The organism is Aurantibrevibacter litoralis, from assembly GCF_034651555.1.
GTDB classification, from domain to species: Bacteria; Bacteroidota; Bacteroidia; order Flavobacteriales; family Flavobacteriaceae; genus Aurantibrevibacter; species Aurantibrevibacter litoralis.
The window spans coordinates 36,689-55,831 of sequence record NZ_JAYEEQ010000008.1 but is presented as its reverse complement, the minus strand read 5'-3'; the positions used below and the strand labels follow the sequence as shown (position 1 = coordinate 55,831).

Sequence of the window (19,143 nt, the reverse complement as noted above, 5' to 3'; positions counted from 1 at the left end):
GGATGATGAAGATGCTTTCCCCACCGACCCCAACGAGGATACCGACACGGATGGTGATGGTACGGGAGATAATACCGATCTGGATATAGACGGTGATGGAATACCTAATGTTGATGATCAATTCCCATTCAGTGCGGTTGCTGATTCAGACAACGATGGCACTCCGAATGATGAAGATGCTTTTCCCACCGATCCCAACGAGGATACCGACACGGACGGAGATGGGATAGGTGACAATGCCGACCCAGATGACGATAATGATGGATTTACGGATATGGTCGAAATTACCGAAGGTACCGACGCAAAAAGTGCAAGCCATTTCCCTTTGGATACCGATGGGGATGGTATACCGGATAGCCAAGATTCCGATATGGACGGTGACGGCGTACCCAACGGTTTGGATGCGTTTCCGCTTGCTGCCACCCCGGTATTGGTTCCGGCACAGGCGTTTACCCCTGGTGGCGATGGCATAAACGATACTTGGGTAGTTCCCGGTATTGACAATTATCCAAACAATGTAGTAAGGCTATATAACAGATGGGGACATGAGGTTTTTGCCGCAAAAGGCTATCGAAATGATTGGGGTGGAAACCACAAAGGCAGCGGTAGCTTGCTTCCTCCGGGTTCGTACCTCTATGTTATCGATCTAGGCAACGGTACTGCACCATTGCAAGGCTGGGTCTTCATTAATTATTAAATCTAAATCAGAAAAAAATGAAATTTATATATAAAGTGCTCCTATATTTTGGAGTTAACCTGTTTGCCGTATGTGGCATCGCACAACAAGATCCCAACTATACCTTTTACCGGTATAATATGAACCTTATCAATCCGGCATTTGCAGGTTCAGAGGAGACCACAGATCTAGGGGTAAACATCCGCAGCCAATGGGCCAGTATTGAAGGTGCCCCGGAGACCCAGAGTTTTGTATTCGGAACGCCCTTGCGCAGGAATCTGGGACTTGGCGTTTCTATTGTTAACGACAAAACCTTTATTGAGAGTCATACCGCGTTTGCGCTCGATGTTTCCTATAAACTGCAGCTATCGGAAAGTACCGACCTCTTTTTTGGGATAAAAGCTGGGTTTAGCTCGTATGATGCTAATACTCAAGGTTTGGTTACCTACAGCATACAATCGGATCCTAACCTAAGCAATATAGATGGCCGGTTTAACCCCAATGTAGGTGCAGGGTTTTATCTTAAAAATGAAGCCTACTTCCTGTCTTTTTCAATTCCAAAAATATTGACTCCCGACAGGTTGGAACAAAAAGATGGATTAGCAAGGTTAGGGGTAGATAAAGTCCATTTGTATGTAGCAGGGGGATACAATTTTGAACTGACTCATAATTTGGTATTGAAACCAACCGCACTGATTCGGTATGTAGATGCCGCACCACTTTCCGTGGATCTTACCGCCATTTTGGAATTTAATCAACGGATTGATTTGGGAGCGGCCTACCGCTACGATGAGAGCATCAGCGGAATCTTTCTATTCAAGGCCATGGCTGGACTCCAAATTGGATATGCGTACGAAATGGCCATGGAAAGTGCTGTCAGTAATATAGACAATGGTACTCACGAAATCCTATTTCGATTGAGGTTGTAACTAACGTTTGTTATAAAAAAAAAGCCCCATGAACGTTACGTTTTGGGGCTTTTTTTATACGAGATACAGGATGAAATATCCTTGGCTTCTTTTATGATTCCAGTTAGTGAACTGCAAATTACGACAGGGCGAGCGACGTATTCTTAAAATTACTAATAAAAATATTGCATAGTAATTCTAAAATCTATTATTTTGTAATCTATTAAATCTATAGGATTTATATGTTTAATAAAATTATCAAATTAGTTGTGGTTACATAAATGAAATGTCCATGGGTCGTTTTACCTTGTTGTTTCATGATATTGGAGTATACGCATCTGATCCATAAATCAGATTCATGAAAAATGTTAAAGAAATTAAAAATTAATTATAATAAAATCAGTACTTTTAAAAACCAACTCAATTAAACTTGTTTTTATGAATAACACGCTAAGAATTTCCAAAATGGGTGCGTTTGCTCGTGTCCCTCAGTTCCTTTTGCTACTATTTTTAATTTTTAGACCTGGGTCTATGTTCGCATCGTTAGTAGTAAATCGGTCATTAGACGCTGTTTCGTCTAATTTTACTGTTTCTAATTTTATTCAGAATGAGATTTCCGGAAAAATTGTAGATGATTTAGGATTGCCGCTGCCCGGTGCTACGGTTCAGGTGAGAGGCACTAATGTGGGCACAGTTTCCGATTTTGACGGGAACTTCACCATTTCGCTTCCAACAAATGCTGTGGAACTTGTGATCTCCTACATTGGTTTTAAAACTCAAACTATTAATGTCAACGGACAAAGTTTTGTTCAGGTGAATTTAATTCCAGATTCTGCAGCCTTAGACGAAGTGGTAGTCGTGGGTTATGGTACCTTATCCAAAAAAAGGGTTACCGGTTCCGTTTCATCGGTATCAACGGAACAAATTACGCAGGTACCTACCCTTAGTGCAGAAAATGCCATTATAGGCCAGGTTGCCGGTGTGCAAGTGCAAGAGACTACGGGCGAACCCGGATCCAGTCCAACAATCAGAATTAGGGGTACCGGATCCATTTCCGCAGGGAACGATCCACTTTTTGTGGTAGACGGTATACCTATATCTAAAAACCTGACTACCATTGGTATTCAAGGGGAGTTGGCGCGAAGGGGAGGTGCCTTCCAAGAGCCACCTGTGAATCCGTTGGCTACCATAAATCCCAATGACATACAATCTATTGAAGTTTTAAAAGACGCCTCCGCAGCGGCCATATACGGTTCCCGAGGTGGTAATGGTGTAGTAATTATTACCACCAAAAAAGGTTCAAATTCCGACGAAGGTACCTTTTCTTTTAATTCGTTTTACGGGTTGCAAACCGTGGCCAACGAGGTCGATTTAATGAATTCACAAGAATTAATCGATTTTACTCGCGATGCCCGAAACAATAATTACCTTTCTTCCGTACCCGGGGCGTCTATTAATGACCCTATTACTCCAGGAAGCAGAGGAAATGCCAATTTTGAAATGCCTCTTTCTTTTATAAATTGGGACGGTACGGACACGGATTGGCAGGATCTTATTTTTGAAACGGCACCTGTACAAAGTTATAATCTTTCGTACGCTTCACCATTGTCTAAGAAAACCAGCTTTTTTGCCTCGGGAGGGTATTTTAAGCAAGAAGGTATTATTGAAGGTTCACAATTTCAACGATTTAACGCAATTTTCAATCTTAAGTCCGATTTAACTGAAAAATTAAGACTCGATTTGTCTTTTGCACCCACGGTAACAGATAATGATAGAAAGCCAGCAAATGCAACTTATTTTGCTAGACCGCCGGGCATTGTGTATTCGGCCATTGTGCATTCGCCTACTGTACGTCCCTTTAACGATGACGGAACGGTTAACCAACGTAACAACCAATCCTTTTTGGGAGGGGGGACAACCACGGCAAGTAATCCTTTGGCCATCATAGATGCGGTTGACGATAAGCTATTTCAATTTCAAAACCGGGGCGGATTGGGATTATCCTATGATATTTTGCCCGGATTAACTGCTAAAACGTTTGTAGGAACCTACATTAATGTGTTTAACCGCGATTTTTTTAGAGGTAATTCACTACTTTTTAGGGAAGCTTCAGAAGGTGAGTCTTTTGCGCAGTCTTCTTCGTCTACAGAAATTAATTGGGTTTGGGAAAATACGCTAAATTGGGAAAAAGAATTTGGGAATCACTATTTTAACGCAATAGCAGGTTATTCTTCGCAACGCGATCAAATCACGATTCGGCAAGTGCAAGCAGATAATTTTCCGGATGACTTGGTTAAAACCATAAGCGGCGGACAAGTTTTTGCCGGTACCTCCATTAAAGAAGCATGGTCTTTAGCATCGGCCTTTTTTAGACTTAACTATTCTTACCAAGATAAGTATCTATTCACGGGAACGATAAGAACAGATGAATCTTCTCGATTTGGAGCCAATAATCGAAGAGGGTATTTTCCATCCTTCTCAGCAGGTTGGCGTGTGTCTGAAGAGGATTTTTTAAGCGCTGTTGATGCCATTTCGGAATTGAAACTTCGCTTTAGTTGGGGCCAAACAGGAAACTTCGAAATCCCTAATTTTGGCGCCATCGGGTTGTTAAGTCCGGATAACTATAACTTTAACGGCAACGAAGAAAACGGACTTATACAGTCCACTTTGCCAAACCCGGAGCTTACCTGGGAGAAATCGACCCAAACCAACGTAGGACTAGAACTTGGACTTTTTAACAACCGTATTTTTATGGTGGCCGATTATTACAACACCAATACTGAAGATCTATTGTTGAATGTTAGCGTTTCTTCTGTATCCGGGTTTAATACCGTACTGCAGAATTTGGGGGAAGTCCGTAATAGAGGTTTTGAACTTTCGTTACGCACCCGAAATTTCGTCGGTGCCTTTAAATGGAATACCGATTTTAACTTTTCTACCAACGATAATGAAGTACTTTCTTTAAATGACAAAAATGAACCTATATTTTCTGTAGGTGCTGCGGGCGTACGACATGTAACAAGGGTAGGAGACCCCATAGGAAGCTATTATGGCTATGTGGTAGAGGGCATTTTTCAAAGTGAGGCAGAAATTGCAAGTGCCCCATTTGATACCCAAGCTCCAAATCCCGCACCCGGCGATTTCCGATTTAAAGACGTCGATGGCGACGGCGAAATTACCCCAGATGACAGGACGGTAACCGGAAGTTTTTTTCCGGATTACACTTGGGGAATTACAAATACCTTTGAATATAAGGGGATAGATTTAAGTATTTTGTTACAAGGAGTACATGGCAATGAAATTTTGAATTTAACGTCGCGACACCTTAAGAACGGAGAGGCTAACTTTAATTCTTACAGTGTATTTAATAATCGATGGCGCTCCCCGGAAAACCCCGGAAACGGAAAAATACCCCGGGCAGACCGAGAAACTGGTAATCATGGCAACAACAACAGACCGTCCTCTTTTCAGGTAGAAGATGGCTCGTTTATACGATTGCGAAATGTCTCATTGGGATATACGATTCCATCAAAAGTGCTTTTGGGAAATTCCATCGATAAACTAAGATTATACGTTACGGGAACTAATCTTTTTACAGATACCGATTATCTTGGATATAACCCTGAGGTGAGTGGCGGTAATAATGGGTTAACACCCGGTGAGGACGTTGGTGCCTTTCCATTGGTAAAAACCATTATTCTTGGTGTAAACCTAAATTTTTAATTTAAAAGTTTTAGATAATGAAAAAAGCAATACAACTAATTTTAGTTTTCATAGTAGCCACTTCCTGTAGTGATAGTTTTACAGAAATAGCACCGTCATCTAACAGAAATGGTGCGGCATTTTATAGAAATGCCAATGATTTTGTTTTTGGTATAAACGCAAGTTATGCCGGTTTACAAAATAACGGGGTGTATGGTAGAGCTTATTGGACAATGTTCGAAATGCGAAGCGATAATACCGACCAAGGGCCAGATCAGACCGGATTGGCACGGCAGTTTACGGAAATAAATGCATTTACCGAAAATTCCCTAACCGAACAGATGGATTTAGCATGGAGCGATTCGTATAGGGTTATTGCCAATAGCAACGTTATCTTAGAACGTATCGATGCTGTTGACATAGATGAAACGCTCAAAAAAAGAATCATTGGGGAGGCACTCTTTCTGAGATCATTAATGTATTATCATTTAGCCATAGCCTTTGGCAACATACCACTGCAATTAACTTCATTTATTCCAGGGGATGAATTACAGCAGGTGGATGCCAATACGGTGTACCAACAATTAATTCAGGACTTGCGTATTGCCGAAGAAAACCTCGCCATTTCTAACACCGAAGTAGGAAGAGCAACCAAAGGTGCGGCCGCAACCCTGCTCGCAAAAGTCTTGCTAACCATAGGGAATAATTCGGAAGCCGAAGTGGTTTTACGACGAATTATTGCTAATTATGGGTATCGGTTGCTAGATAATTATTCCGATTTATGGGGTGCGAGTAATGAGAATAACGCAGAGTCTATTTTTGAAGTCCAATTTATAAGCGGCGGTATTGGTCAGGGAAGCGCTTTTAGCAATGATTTTTCGCCAAGTCCGGATTTACAGACCGGACAAGGATTTGCCAGAAATAGGCCAACCATATCGTTAACGGAATCATTCTTGTCGGAGGATTTACGGTTTGAACCCTCTATGGGCACATCGTACATAAATGGCGAAGGAGAAACTATTTCGGCGCGTTTCATACGAAAGTTTCAAAGCAATCCACCAACGGAGAACGATGCGGATATAAACTTTGTTGTTTTTAGATATGCCGATGTACTGCTTATGTTGGCAGAAGCCCTTGGAGAATCGCCCGAAAGTTACGCACTAATCAATCAAGTAAGAACTAGAGCGGGTCTGGCAAATATCGATGGGTCTACACCCGGTACCTTTGCTGAAAAACTTTTAAACGAAAGACGTCTGGAACTTGCCTTTGAGAATCATAGATGGCCCGATTTGCTGCGTTTTGGTGTGGCTGCCCAAAAGGTAAATGAGGCGGAACCCGCTATTGCGCAATCATCTGTTCGTACCTTATTTTTTATTCCCCAAAGAGAAATGGACATCAATCCAAATTTTGTGCAGAATTGAGGCTTTAGGAACAACTAATGATGTAATCTAATAAACAAGTATTTAGGACAACATCGCTCTTTTGGTTGGTAATATGGATATGCGTTGAAACTAAAGAATTCTCCAGGGCAAGCCTCGGGGCTGCGGTATTCACCGCTCCTTTGGAGCGGTGGAAACTGCTATTGGCAGTTTCGGGTGCAGTAAAGTACCGAATTCCGGTTTAGACCTTCAGATGAAAATGAAACCGGCGAAAACGGCCCTGAGCACTTCGGTAAACGCAGTATGGTGATTATTGTAGGGGGTACACCTGCGGCTTGCCTCGGGGATAGTCAGTTTCAAGAAATTCTTTATTTTCTTTGAGTTAAAACCAACATACCGGATCAATAAGGAGGAATCCCCACGGATGTCCAACCCCCATCAACAACAAGGTTCTGACCCATAATTTGACGCGATTGCGGTGCTAGTAAGAATAGGGCAGCATTCGCAATATCCGCTACTGTTGCCGGGCGTCCGGAAGGCGTTATTTTTTGCCAAATTCCTTCAAAATCAATATCTTCTTTTAGTGTTCTTTCCGTGAGGGTTGCCCCGGGTACAATGGTGTTGATAGAAATTCCGTGTGGCCCTAGATCAATAACCAGGTTTTTTGCCAATTGATCTATGCCTGCTTTCGTCATGCCATAAGCTGCTAAATAAGGATGGGCTACATGGCCTGTTACGGAGGAAGTCAACAATATACTACCCCCACGACCTTGAGAAATGAGTTGTTTAGCGGCAGCTTGCGTTAGAAAAAAAGTACCAAAAAGATTTACTTTTAAAAGTTTTTGCATGGAAGCGGGCTGGTATTCCAAGAAATCACCGTAGGTCGTAATTCCTGCATTGGCCACAAGAATATCAAGTTTTCCAAAGGTTGTTACAGTAAAAGACACCATTTTTTCGATCGTTTCCAATTCGGAACTATCACCTACAAAAAACACGCAGTTACCTCCATCTTTTGTGATTTGTGCCGAAGCATTTTTCGCAGCTATCGGGTCGATGTCGTTAAGCACCACTTTGGCACCCTGTAATGCTAATTGGCGCGCTATTTCATAGCCTATCCCAATACCGGCTCCTGAAACTAGGGCTACTTGATTGTCAAATAATTTTTTTTCCATAGTATGTGACATAAAATATCGAGGTATAGCTTAAAGTGGAATTTTAAATTGAAAGCAAGGCACACCCTGAAAACCGGTACCTGTAATTTTGAAAAGTGCGCCTGCTAGCGGTTGTTCTTTTAATTCTGCTTCCGAAAGACGCTCCTTAGCAGAAGTAACGAATAAATCGGTCAGGTTTTCGCCACCGAAGGTGCAAGAGGTAATTTTGGCTGCCGGAAGCGGTATAGCCACCAATTTTTTCCCGGTTACAGGATTCCATCGCGTAAGCTGCCAACCGCCCCAATGGGCAATCCATAACATTCCTTCATTGTCTATCGTCATCCCATCCGGATAACCCTCGCTTTCGGGAATTCGAATGGCTACTTGTTTGTTGCCAATGGTGCCTGTGGCTTTGTCATAGTCATAAGACACCACTTCTAGTGTTGGGGTGTCTATATAATACATGGTCTTGTGGTCTAAGCTCCAAGCGATGCCATTAGAGATGGTTACATTTTCAATCTTTTTATGCACCTGAAGACCATCTAAAACATAAAGACTACCTGCTTTCCTTTCTTCGGATAAAGACATGGTACCTGCCCAAAATCGACCTTTTGGGTCGCATTTGCCATCATTAAATCGGTTGTTTGGTACATGATGTTCCGGATCTGTAATCGGCGTCACGTGTCCGGAATCCCGATGTAGTTGTCCAAAACCACTCTTACTAGCCACAATTAAGGATCCATCTGAGGCCACTGTGACCGAACCAACCATTTCCTGTAAAGGATAGGTTTGTAATGCGTTGTGCGTAAATGAATAGCTGTGTATTTTACCTTCAATAATATCGACCCATAAAATCTCATTTTCTAAAGCATTCCAAAGTGGTCCTTCGCCCAACGAACACCTAAGATCGGTAATTGTTTCTATATGCATTGTTGATAGTCGTTGCTATTTTTTTTAAAGGTAAAAAATTAGAACGGTTTATTTTAGGCAAAAATAGTTCTGTTGGTTCTTCGGGCTATGGCGCTGACTAACCTTTTACCATGCTTCGTAAATAATGTGCTATTATACAGGGTTGCCTTGCGAAAAAGAAAAGTTATGCATTACCTATTTTGTCTAAAAAGACATGACCAAGCCAATTTTACCGGGGACAACTTGAAAATTCCAACTTATGGTTTTGGTATTTGGATTGTATTTAGCCTTGTATTTACCATCCAAATACGCATCAATGGATTCTACTGTAAATATACTAAGTACAGTACTCAGGGCAAAATCGCTAAACCAATGCGCCCCGCGCCATAATCTGGATACCCCCGGAATAATTCCAACACCATAAATACCAGCCTTAACCCATGGATTGGTAAATTGTTTTGCTATGGCGTAGGCATTGGAGAATGCCATAACCGCATGACCCGAAGGAAAAGAATGGAAGTCCTTGTCATTGGTAAAAGGGCGGAAATGATCTTTTTCTAAACCGCTTCGTGGACGAGCCCTACCAACTACAGATTTACTCACTTGTTGCAAAAAACCAGCCGCCGATGCGGAGGAAATTAATAATACCCCTGTCCTTCGCAATTTTTCGTTTTTTGTTAAAAACCCTGTAAAATAAACCGCTCCGGTGAGGGCATAATTGTTTTGTGGACTACCGTAATAGGTGCCAAAGCCTTGCAAAAAATCAGGTACATGCGCTTCCTGATTGTCAAAATAAGCCCTTAAGTTATCGTCGAAAACAAAAGCGATACCGGTACCAGCCACTACGGCACCGAAACTTAACCAATTATCGCCTTCCCAATGTAAAGGTCTGGTATACGCGTGACCAATACCTCCTAATATGTTAACAATGTCGTATTGTAAAGTGTTCCATGTAATGGTATCTGTGGAGTCTTTGGAGTCGTTTGGACTATTTTGTGCAAAAGAAATGGATACAAATAATAAAGTAAAAAGTAAAATTACGAATTTTTGCATCTAACGTAAACTACTTTAATTGTTTATATGAAATTGAAAATTGCGAATCATTGATAAGATTGGCTCAGAAACCCATGGGATTTTAGATAGATATCGAAAAAGGTCGATTTGTACGCAAAGCCCTAAAAATCCGGAAGGACAACACTATTTTCGTGTATAACGCATTGTTTTTATTTGCACAAATCGTATGGCTATCAGAGTCCATTCTCTTTCGATGTAAGGGGCTAAATTCGCTTTTTAGTCGATCTTGACCTGGAAATATAACAAAACTCTGCTGTAAAATATTTTTTTGAATACTGATTGCGGCATCGCAAAATAACAATCTTTGGAACTGTCTAAGCACTAATCCAAATCCAAACTCAAATCCAAATCCAAAAGGTTTGCTTCTAAATCACCCTAAAAGGTACCATTACTAACAAAGGCGATCTTTGTACTATCTGGAGACCAACTGGGAACGTTAATGGTGCCCTGACCTCCATATAAATAGCCAATAACCTTAGGCTCGCCTCCTTCAATAGGCATCAAACGAATATAAACCCTTTTATAAAAGGGGTGTTGGTCTGCGGGCACATCTTCGGGAAAGGATATAAAGACAATCCACTTATTGTTTGGCGAAATATGCGGAAACCAATCGTTGAGTGCGTCGAAGGTAAGTTGTACCTGATTTTTGCCATCGGCATCCATGCGCCAAAGTTGCATGGTTCCTGTGCGTGTGGAATTAAAATAGATATACTTTCCATCGGGCGAATATTCCGGCCCATCATCCAAACCTTGGGTATGGGTCAGTTGTATTTCCTTGCCACCTGCCGCAGGAATACGATAAATATTGTACACCTCATTGCGTTGGGCCGTATAAACCAAATACTTATTATCTGGCGACCAGCCATGCAAATAGGAGGGGCCTTTTTCTGTAATTTTTTTTGGAACTCCACCGCTAACAGGTAACGTATAGATGATAGATTGCCCATTGGCCTCTTCTGCGTGGTGACTGATACCTATCTGTTTTCCGTCGAAAGTAAGCACATGGTCGTTGTTGTTGCGGTCGGCAAAGTCCGTATTCAGAACCGTTGAAGTATGCGTCTGTAGCTCAAAATTGTACAATTTTCCTTCGGCGTTATAAATAAGGGTCTTCCCATCCGGTGTCCAGTTGGGAGCTTGCCAAGAGCCGGTATAACTGTCAAGGATCCTACGATCGCCGTTTTCTACATCCATGATTTCCAGTAGGCTACCCAAGTAATCCTCGTAAGGCACCAATTCGTCGGTAGCGGTGTTAAAGACACGAACGTTGTTAAAAATAACCTCTTCCGAAAATTCGTTGGTATGGGCACATACAAAAAGACCGGCCAACGGATTTGAGCCTAAATCGATATCTGTAATTTGTGCCACTTCATATTTCGCACCAAATCTGGCCACGGAAACGATATAGGTAGTCCCTATTTTCTCTAACTGTAGCACATCGGCTTCCTGTGTATTAAATTTTAATTCTTCGACATTCGCTCCTTTGTTTTTACGATATTGAAGTGATGTTAATCCGTCGCCGTGCACTGTGCAGGCTAACATAGGGGCATCAGATGCTTTTGAGTGGCGAATCATTAAACCTGTTTTTCGATGTGGGTCATGGCCTTGCCCTTCAAATTTTATGTTGGCCTGAATGATAAAATCGCCTTGCATGTTTTTGTGCAGAAACGTAAAGCTATCCTTATCAAACCAAATATTTTCACCCGAACCCGATAGGCGGTATATTTGTGAGGGTTCATGATAGCTTACAGAACCGGGAATATTGGGGTTTCCAATATCCGTTACACTGTGAAACATACCGATGTGCTGTGCGGGCGTCTGGGCGTTTAATGCGAGAGCCATGGCGCAAAATAGGTAAATTTTGAGCATTGTTTTCAAAAGTCTTAGGTGTTGATTGTCGTAAAGACAAGGTACTAAAAAATTGTGAGTAATTCCCTTGTAGATCATATTATTACATTAAAAGGCTCTTTTTGGCTCTTTGCCTTTGGTGATTGGTGATGTGTTTGTAGCATTTACAAATTAACCCTATATTTTAGGCTGTTTAGAAGGTTTTGGCGTATGCCTGTCTTCCGAAAAGGCAGGTTTTGGAAGAATTTTATCATTGTTAGTCATAAATATTGCCTTTGCGCTCGCCCTAACCCGCCAAAGGCTGGTGTCCACGCTTAAATTGCGAATTATATCTCTAGAAAATCCACCCGCCTCTGGCGGGTTGGGGCAAGGTTTTCGGCAACTAAAATACCAATCACTACTAGGATAATTTCGTCAAGGGCGTATTTAAAATACTTGGTGGTTTTACCTTCATTAAGAAGGTTTTTACGGATTTTTCGGAAGAGTTTTATCATAAATCTCAATTTTAATTGTCCCGGCAGGCAGGTACATTATATAATATGCCGTACCTCACGGCACGGTGGTTTGATGCCGTGTTGATCTTATCTACCAATAGGTTGTCCCTAACGGGACATGAAACGGTTGTTTTTAATATCAGAAGCATAATTTCTACAATAGCGTATTTGAAATACTTGGTGGTTTTACCTTCTTGGAGAAGGTTTTTACGGATTTTTCTAAAGAATTTAATCATAAATTTCAATTTTAATTGTCCCGTTAGCGACTTTATCTTGGTAGCTAATATGTTTGTTGTTGGTTGAATGTGCCGTTAGGTACATTATATATTTCGTACCTAAAGGCACGATGGTTTGATGTCATATTGATTGTTTCTACCAATAGGTTGTCCCTAACGGGACATGTAACGATTTTACCAGCCCGTCCATCAGGCAGGCCTTCAATGAGCAGGTTTTGGCCCAAAGGCCAAAATGAAACGGGCGAAACCCGTACTGAGCGCAGTAGAAGTATACCCCTATGGCTTGTCTCGGGAATAGTCAGTTTCAAGAATTTTTTAGTTTGCTACAAATAACTAAGCCACCAGTACTTCCGGTTTTTCTTTTTATAATTCCAGTACCATTTACAAAGCGGGTATAAGCTTGCTACTACAAAAAGCCAAATGAGGTACACAATGCCTAAGGACAAACCATACCCCTGCAATTCGGTAACAAATCCAATCCAAACATCAATAATCATAAGTTTTGGATCATAGCCACTGAGGTAAACCGCCGGTACAGCCAGCAGGTGTATCCAATAAATATGAACGATGTAAAAGAACATAGGTACTTTTCCAAAAAGGACCATGACATCAAATATTTTTCCTTTAAATTTTTCCGCCAGTGAAAGCACAATTAGGGAAGGACCCAAAGTGATTAACAAATACAAGAGCGAAGGTGGGTATTTGGTAACGTTAAAAAAGGAAAGGGCTGTTTTTGTGAAATCATCATAAGAAGACCAGACAACCAAATCACCATAAACATTGGCAAAGCGTAAAACAAAAAATAGGACAATGGCAGAAATACCAGTGCGTAATAAAATTTGACGACGTTTCACAGCATCAAACCCAGGTTTGTAGAGTATGCCTAAATAATAGCCTAGTGGCATCACAAAAATCCAAGGAATGAGTGGATAGGCGTTTACAATAGTAATGCTATCTGTAAGTTGAATCATGTTATATTCATGAAACAAAATCCACCAGAAGCCTCCTTGCTCCCCTGAAAACATATCCAGAAAGTTATGTCCAATAATCACGAGCAGACACAGCGGAATCATTAGCTTTTTTGGGAAATGGATAAACAATGCTAAAAAAAGCATCGAGGCACCCAACAGCCAGATGACCTGAAAGATTATAGCGTCAAAATTAAACTGAAAACGCCACCCAAAAGATATGATAACGACTTCCACAAAAATGAGCCACAAACCCCTTTTTAAAAGCCATTTGCTTACCGCATTTTTACCAATTTTTTGTTCTACAAAAAAGGCAGAAGTTCCGGCCAAAAAGACAAATACCGGTGCACAAAAATGGGTTATAAAGCGGGTAAAAAAGAGCCAGAAATTGGTTTTTTCAATTTCGGTGGGGTCAAAATAGAAGGTATCGATATGAAAATAATCTCGCACATGGTCTAGTGCCATTAAGACAATGACCAGGCCTTTTAAAAAATCTACAGATTGTATCCGGTTTGTCATGGTTGTGTATTGGTTTTTTTAGAAATTAAAAGGTATCGTTATCTACATCTTTAACAAACTTTATCAGTTCGCTAAAAAAGGTTTTTGGGTCATCAAATTGAGATAAGTGACTGCCTTTTGTGGTAACACTTCTTCCGTTCTGAACCTCGCCGGCCATCCACTCCATGTATTTTGGATCCATAGTGTCATATTTTGCACCTAGCATAAGGGTAGGAACTTTAATTTCTTTAAGTCTATCCGAAATATCCCAATCGCTTAAAGTGGCTTCATCGGTAATTCCGAACTCGCTCGGCCCTTGCATATAAACATAAATTTCAGGGTTCAGATGGTCAAACAACAGATGGGCAGATTTTGGCCAATTTTCTAAAGGCATACGCAGCACATGCTCGGTGTAGAAATGTGCCATCAAGAGTGCTTCGTACCTTGGGTTGGTGTAATCTTTAGCAGCTTCAATGTGTTGAATTTCTTTTAAGACAGCTTCAGGTAATTGAGGGCCTAGCACGTCTTGAGCGTATTTATTATACTCCGGAACACTAGCTACCATATTAGACACGATAAGCCCTTTTAGATTTTCTTGATATTTCAAGGCATATTCCATGGCCAGAATTCCGCCCCAAGATTGACCTAGCAGGTAAAAATTATCTTTGTTGAGATGGAGTGCTAATCTAATTTGTTCCACTTCTTCCACAAAATGTTCGGTGGTCCAAAGGCTTGGATCATTGGGTTTATCACTATAATAGGAATCGAGTTGGTCATAGTAGATATATTCAATTTCCTCGTTCGGAAGATAGCCTTCAAAATTTCCGAACTGTTCATGCGTGCCGCCGGGTCCTCCATGAAGCAGTAATACGCGCATTTTTGGACTGTTGCCCACGCGTTTGGTGTATACATTAAAGGTGCCTTTGGCCGTTTCAATAGGAATCATTTTAATGCCACCTGTCCGTTGGTCGTCGCTGTTGGAGTAATCTAAATAGCTCGATTTTTGAGGAATTTCTGCGGATGTTGTGGTTGCCGGTTTTTCATTGCAGCCAAAAAGCAGGCTGATGAAAATGCTGAATAAAATGATGTTGGTTTTCATGTATTTAAAATTTTAAGGTTTATTAAAAATGAAGAAACTAATCCTGAAGTTTCGGGACGGTACATTAAGGTATTTGCATAAAAAATATCATTATATCGGCTCTGACTAAGAAACTTACGGGTTTTGAAACACGTCTCTGTCAACCGAGAACCAAGCTCTATTTTGTGTGCAAAAATCTATTTTTACCCTTTAAGCCTTCATGTTTCCTTGGCCGGTGTTGTGCATTCATTATTTTTTTTCGTTTAATTCCTTTTCGATTAAAATTGTCAAATCTTTAATTTGTGTATCGAGACTTTTTCGAAAATCAATCACGTCTTGGGTAAATGACAATTTCATGCCAAGAAGATTCCGTATTCTTTTATTTTCTAGTACTTGCAAATAATTATTTCTCGATTCTCTTTCTATATTGATAGTGGGTATATTGGATTTTACTAAGGGTATGAAATTGATGTCGTGTTCAAGTATATCATCTATGCGAATTTGATGCACGTTCAATCTGTCTTCGAGAATGTCATTGAGTTTGTTTTGACGAAACTCTAATTCCGTAAATTTCTCATTAATATTTTTATTCTTAATTAAACTCAATTTATTAGTGCTTTTCAAATTATTGTACGCGTTAAAAGTTGGCATATCGCTTTGTAAATCCCAAACGGCATTTTTGAAAATCGAGTCACTAATTATTTTAGTGTTTACACTAGTATCATTGGAATCAATTCTAAGAATTTGAATCAGGTTTAGCTTTAATTGATTTTCTTCAAATATTAATTGTTCGGATTGTATTTTCGATAGGTTTAAATTTTCCAATAAGTTTTCTAAAATGGCTTTTTCCTCAATAAAATCTTTTCTGTTTTCGTTCCAATTATTAATCTGCAGCGCTATCAAAATCCCAATAACGACAAGAATTATTTCTCCAAAAGCATACGTCAAATATTTTCCGTACTTATTTTCAGTCAGCAGTTTTTGTCTAATTTTTCTAAAGAATTTTATCATTTGTTATTTTAATTTCTTTTAATGAAGCGCAATGATGAAATTTGTTTGTGCTCATTTCTTAGATAGTGCTAATTTAGAGGTAACACCAAGTTGAGTTGCTCAGAATCTTTGGCATTGCACGCCAGCACTTTGGTATTTTTCTATACATAATTTTCCATTTGCTTTTCCACAAAAAAGCTTCGTGAAATGGCCGGAAAGAGTCTAAAGGATACTTTAAAATAGGATTTCCTGTTTTTCCTATCAAGAATAATGCGATGCTTTGGATTGCTTTCCCCAACGGCCTCATCAGGAGCTATTGTTGGTTTTTTCATGGTCGGTTTAGTTTATATTCCACTTGGATTAATTCCAATAAACGATTGGCATCAGATCGCAAGGATGCCGCTCTAAGGCTGTTGCCCCTAGTCATTTTTGATAAATAGTGGATCTGGAATGCAATTTCATTGATAATGGTAAGATCATCCGTAATCAATTGTGGGTTGGTAGTGGGCATGACGAATTTCATTTCGGAATCCATGGTCTTGTTCAATTCCGAGGAATTAAAGACCTTGCCTCCCATTTCACGGAAGGTCGTTTTGGTCCGGTTGTCATTTTCGTCCCATTCTCCCAGGACCTTTACTTTTTTTTCATATTTAAGTAATTCGTTAACAACGTTTCTTTTTCCAATAAGCCTAAGGTTCCCCGCATTTTTTAACTGCTGTATGGTGCCATCCGAATAGAAAAATGCCTGTTCATTGAACACCTGCCGGGCTAAAAAGTAAATCTGATTTCCCATTGAATCTCGATTTTCCGATAGCATCATTTTTGCCAAGGAATCCATCAAAATGCTCTTTTCTTTCCGAAAAGTGATGTACAGGCCAAGATTGGTAGTGTCCGTTTTTAAGTCTTCTATTAAAGAGAGAATGTATTCTTTTTCAATCTTGCGGACGCTCAGGGATTCCCGATAGTTCTCTGCCAGAAATCCACAGAAAACAGCGAGGAAAAGCATAAAGAATTCCTTGAAATAAGATTTCGAGTTCCTCTTTTTCGGGGTATTTATAACTTCATTGTTCGATAGGTTTTTTTCGCTACCTGAGCTTTCTTCCATCTGCTATTTTGTTTTAGTGTACTTATAGGGCGTATTTCAATACAAAATATTGTCCAGAATTTGTAGCAATTTGCGTTCGGTCATACTAAATGAATTGTCTGCCAAGAAAATATGGAGAATTTCCTTTTTGAGTTGGTCAATCTCAAAAAAAGAATATTCTAATCTTCCGATGGCTGTCTCAATTTTTTGGAGACTAGTTTCCTCGTCATCTTGGGAAAATTCCTGATACAGACGGTCAAAGGTGTCGGCATCACATTTGGACTTTATGACATTGATCTCGTCCTGCGACGCGTGATGATCCGCTTGGGCGCACAACAAAAGGATATAGATTTTTAGTTCGGTTTTGGACCAGTAGGTTGGTTTTTTTTTCATAATGAATAGTTTAAGTGGTTTAGCAATTATACTTCTAAGATAGCTATTATTCTGATTTGGTTATTGAAGCCCTCCATTTTGCTGCTTTAGAAAACCCACCCCTGCCTGTCCGGCAGACAGGCCTTCATTGAGAAGTTTTTTGCGGATGTTTCGGAAGAGTTTTATCATAGAAATTTTAATTATTTTTTCCAATTTCTTTTTCAAGGATTGAAATAATGAGTTCAATTTTTTCCTTTACTCCCATTGATTGTAGCCTTCCCCAAAAAAGTTATCGAAATTAAATGTTTCATTTTGCTTATGTTTATTGTTTTGTTTCCAATTTCAAGAACCTTGCAGCATTTCCATAGAATATTCCTTCTTTATCTTCTTCAGTCAGAAAGTCAAGGCCATTCAAAAAGTTAATAGATTTTTCAATGGCATAAGGCCAAATCATCTGGTCTGATCCAAACATCACACGGTCTAAATAGCCGGCATGTTTGATGTCTCGCAGAAAGTTGGTAACATACCGTTGGGTATTGGGCTCTACCCATAATAGCACCGCGATATCAGTGTATAATTGCGGATAATAGGCCATAAGTCTGATGGCATGCTCAGGCCAATCTTCACCACCGGCATGCATTAGGTACATGCGCAGTTTGGGATAATTGACAAGCACATCTTCAATATGGTAAGGATCACCTAAGGATAAGCGCGCTTTTGGCGACCAAGAGTAGGTGCCACCCGGGTCGCCACCACCGGTGTGTACTGCCACAGGAATATCGTATTGCTCACAAATTTTTAAATAGGGTTGCCAAATGGAATCGCTCAAGGTCCCACCCGAATAATACGGTGCCACTTCTCCAAAAATTTCAATCTTTTTGTCTATAACGAGTTGTTCAAATTTTTGGACGGTCATGCCGTAATCGTCCGGGGAAAATATCAAAATGCCCCTGATCACGATATTTTCGGGATCGTTTTTGGCCCATGCTTCAACACTATCCGGGTTACCGCTTACGGCAGCCTTTACGATGTTGCGTTTTTTAAAGGCAGCAACCGTTTCTAGCCGATGCGATTGGGCATCTCTCGCGCCTTTAACCCCATAATGGTCGGTTGCGGGTTCACGCTCTCCAAAATCGGTATTGGAGTAGGAGTGTACGTGCATGTCAATCACCTTGGTTTGGGCAAAGGTGACTGTGACAATTGCTAAAAAAAGAAGTGTTAGAGCTGTTTTTTTCATTTGTTTAGATTTAGTTAGAATGACTAGCATTTGGTTTATCAATGGTAATAGCTTGATTTTGTCAATGTTTAGTTCTTTTGCGGATTCCATGCCCAGCATTCCATCTCAACCCGAGCACCGAGTGCAAGACCGTTTACGCCCATAGCAGATCGGGTAGGGTATTTGCCGGGTTCAAAATAGGTGGCATAAATGGCATTGAAAGCTTGCCATTCAGACATATCTGCGAGCATCACGGTACATTTAAAAACGTCTTTTAAGATTAAGCCGTGCTGCGCAAGTGTGGCGGTTATTCGTTTGAACATTTGCCGAGTTTCAGGCTCTATTCCACCCGGAACTAGCGTGTTTCCTGTATCAGCAGCGCCTAGATCGCCAGAAAGATACAAGATGTCGCCTACCTGAACCGCGGTTGAAAAGGGATAAGGTAATTCTGATGGCGTAAACACCGGAGCGCGTTTTTCAGCAAGAACTGTTTCATCGATTTTTTGACAATAGGCAATGGCACAGCCTAAAGAAAAAACTAGGAGTATTAAATATTTTTGCAT

18 protein-coding genes are annotated in these 19,143 nt (G+C 40.5%); 4 read left to right on the top strand and 14 right to left on the bottom strand.

Features of this window, described 5'->3' with window-relative positions; genetic code table 11:
* From U1E44_RS08670 to U1E44_RS08655, 4 genes are all read left to right on the top strand, one after another.
* Positions 1-697: gliding motility-associated C-terminal domain-containing protein (locus tag U1E44_RS08670; RefSeq protein ID WP_322930677.1), on the top strand; the 697-nt coding region annotated here is incomplete at its 5' end.
* Positions 698-714: 17 nt separating this feature from the next.
* Positions 715-1,605, top strand: coding sequence for a PorP/SprF family type IX secretion system membrane protein (locus U1E44_RS08665; protein ID WP_322930676.1), 891 nt, complete (start codon positions 715-717; stop codon positions 1,603-1,605).
* Positions 1,606-2,115: 510 nt separating this feature from the next.
* The gene (locus U1E44_RS08660) at positions 2,116-5,307 is read left to right on the top strand and encodes a SusC/RagA family TonB-linked outer membrane protein (RefSeq protein WP_322930675.1); all 3,192 of its coding nucleotides are present in this window, start codon (positions 2,116-2,118) and stop codon (positions 5,305-5,307) included.
* A gap of 17 nt (positions 5,308-5,324) precedes the next feature.
* Positions 5,325-6,707, top strand: a complete 1,383-nt coding sequence (locus U1E44_RS08655) for a RagB/SusD family nutrient uptake outer membrane protein (RefSeq protein WP_322930674.1) — start codon at positions 5,325-5,327, stop codon at positions 6,705-6,707.
* 359 nt (positions 6,708-7,066) lie between these two features.
* Here the strand turns inward: U1E44_RS08655 and U1E44_RS08650 are convergent, their stop codons facing one another.
* From U1E44_RS08650 to U1E44_RS08585, 14 genes are all read right to left on the bottom strand, one after another.
* A complete protein-coding gene (locus U1E44_RS08650) occupies positions 7,067-7,837 on the bottom strand; it encodes an SDR family NAD(P)-dependent oxidoreductase (RefSeq protein ID WP_322930673.1) in 771 nt (256 codons plus the stop codon).
* Between the two features lie 30 nt (positions 7,838-7,867).
* Entirely contained in the window at positions 7,868-8,746 is an 879-nt protein-coding gene (locus U1E44_RS08645; protein WP_322930672.1) for an SMP-30/gluconolactonase/LRE family protein, read from the bottom strand.
* Between the two features lie 183 nt (positions 8,747-8,929).
* Positions 8,930-9,778, bottom strand: coding sequence for a phosphatase PAP2 family protein (locus tag U1E44_RS08640; protein ID WP_322930671.1), 849 nt, complete (start codon positions 9,776-9,778; stop codon positions 8,930-8,932).
* 396 nt (positions 9,779-10,174) lie between these two features.
* On the bottom strand, positions 10,175-11,665 hold the full coding sequence (locus tag U1E44_RS08635) for a TolB family protein (protein ID WP_322930670.1): 1,491 nt from the start codon (positions 11,663-11,665) through the stop codon (positions 10,175-10,177).
* Between the two features lie 305 nt (positions 11,666-11,970).
* On the bottom strand, positions 11,971-12,138 hold the full coding sequence (locus U1E44_RS08630) for a hypothetical protein (protein WP_322930669.1): 168 nt from the start codon (positions 12,136-12,138) through the stop codon (positions 11,971-11,973).
* An 11-nt stretch (positions 12,139-12,149) separates the two neighbouring features.
* Positions 12,150-12,374, bottom strand: a complete 225-nt coding sequence (locus U1E44_RS08625; protein ID WP_322930668.1) for a hypothetical protein — start codon at positions 12,372-12,374, stop codon at positions 12,150-12,152.
* A gap of 323 nt (positions 12,375-12,697) precedes the next feature.
* Positions 12,698-13,861, bottom strand: coding sequence for an acetyltransferase domain-containing protein (locus U1E44_RS08620; RefSeq protein WP_322930667.1), 1,164 nt, complete (start codon positions 13,859-13,861; stop codon positions 12,698-12,700).
* 25 nt (positions 13,862-13,886) lie between these two features.
* Complete coding sequence (locus tag U1E44_RS08615) at positions 13,887-14,939, bottom strand: proline iminopeptidase-family hydrolase (protein WP_322930666.1); 1,053 nt, start codon at positions 14,937-14,939, stop codon at positions 13,887-13,889.
* 228 nt (positions 14,940-15,167) lie between these two features.
* Entirely contained in the window at positions 15,168-15,929 is a 762-nt protein-coding gene (locus tag U1E44_RS08610; protein WP_322930665.1) for a DUF6090 family protein, read from the bottom strand.
* Between the two features lie 140 nt (positions 15,930-16,069).
* Complete coding sequence (locus tag U1E44_RS08605) at positions 16,070-16,240, bottom strand: hypothetical protein (protein ID WP_322930664.1); 171 nt, start codon at positions 16,238-16,240, stop codon at positions 16,070-16,072.
* Positions 16,237-17,013 carry a hypothetical protein gene (locus U1E44_RS08600; RefSeq protein WP_322930663.1) on the bottom strand — a complete coding sequence of 259 codons (777 nt, stop codon included), beginning with the start codon at positions 17,011-17,013 and terminating at the stop codon, positions 16,237-16,239. Before U1E44_RS08600 ends, U1E44_RS08605 begins: the two co-directional genes overlap by 4 nt.
* 36 nt (positions 17,014-17,049) lie before the next feature.
* Positions 17,050-17,385 (bottom strand): hypothetical protein, encoded by a 336-nt coding sequence (locus U1E44_RS08595; RefSeq protein ID WP_322930662.1) that lies wholly within the window; start codon positions 17,383-17,385, stop codon positions 17,050-17,052.
* 301 nt (positions 17,386-17,686) lie between these two features.
* A complete protein-coding gene (locus U1E44_RS08590; protein WP_322930661.1) occupies positions 17,687-18,601 on the bottom strand; it encodes an amidohydrolase family protein in 915 nt (304 codons plus the stop codon).
* Positions 18,602-18,669: 68 nt separating this feature from the next.
* A complete protein-coding gene (locus U1E44_RS08585; RefSeq protein WP_322930660.1) occupies positions 18,670-19,143 on the bottom strand; it encodes a RidA family protein in 474 nt (157 codons plus the stop codon).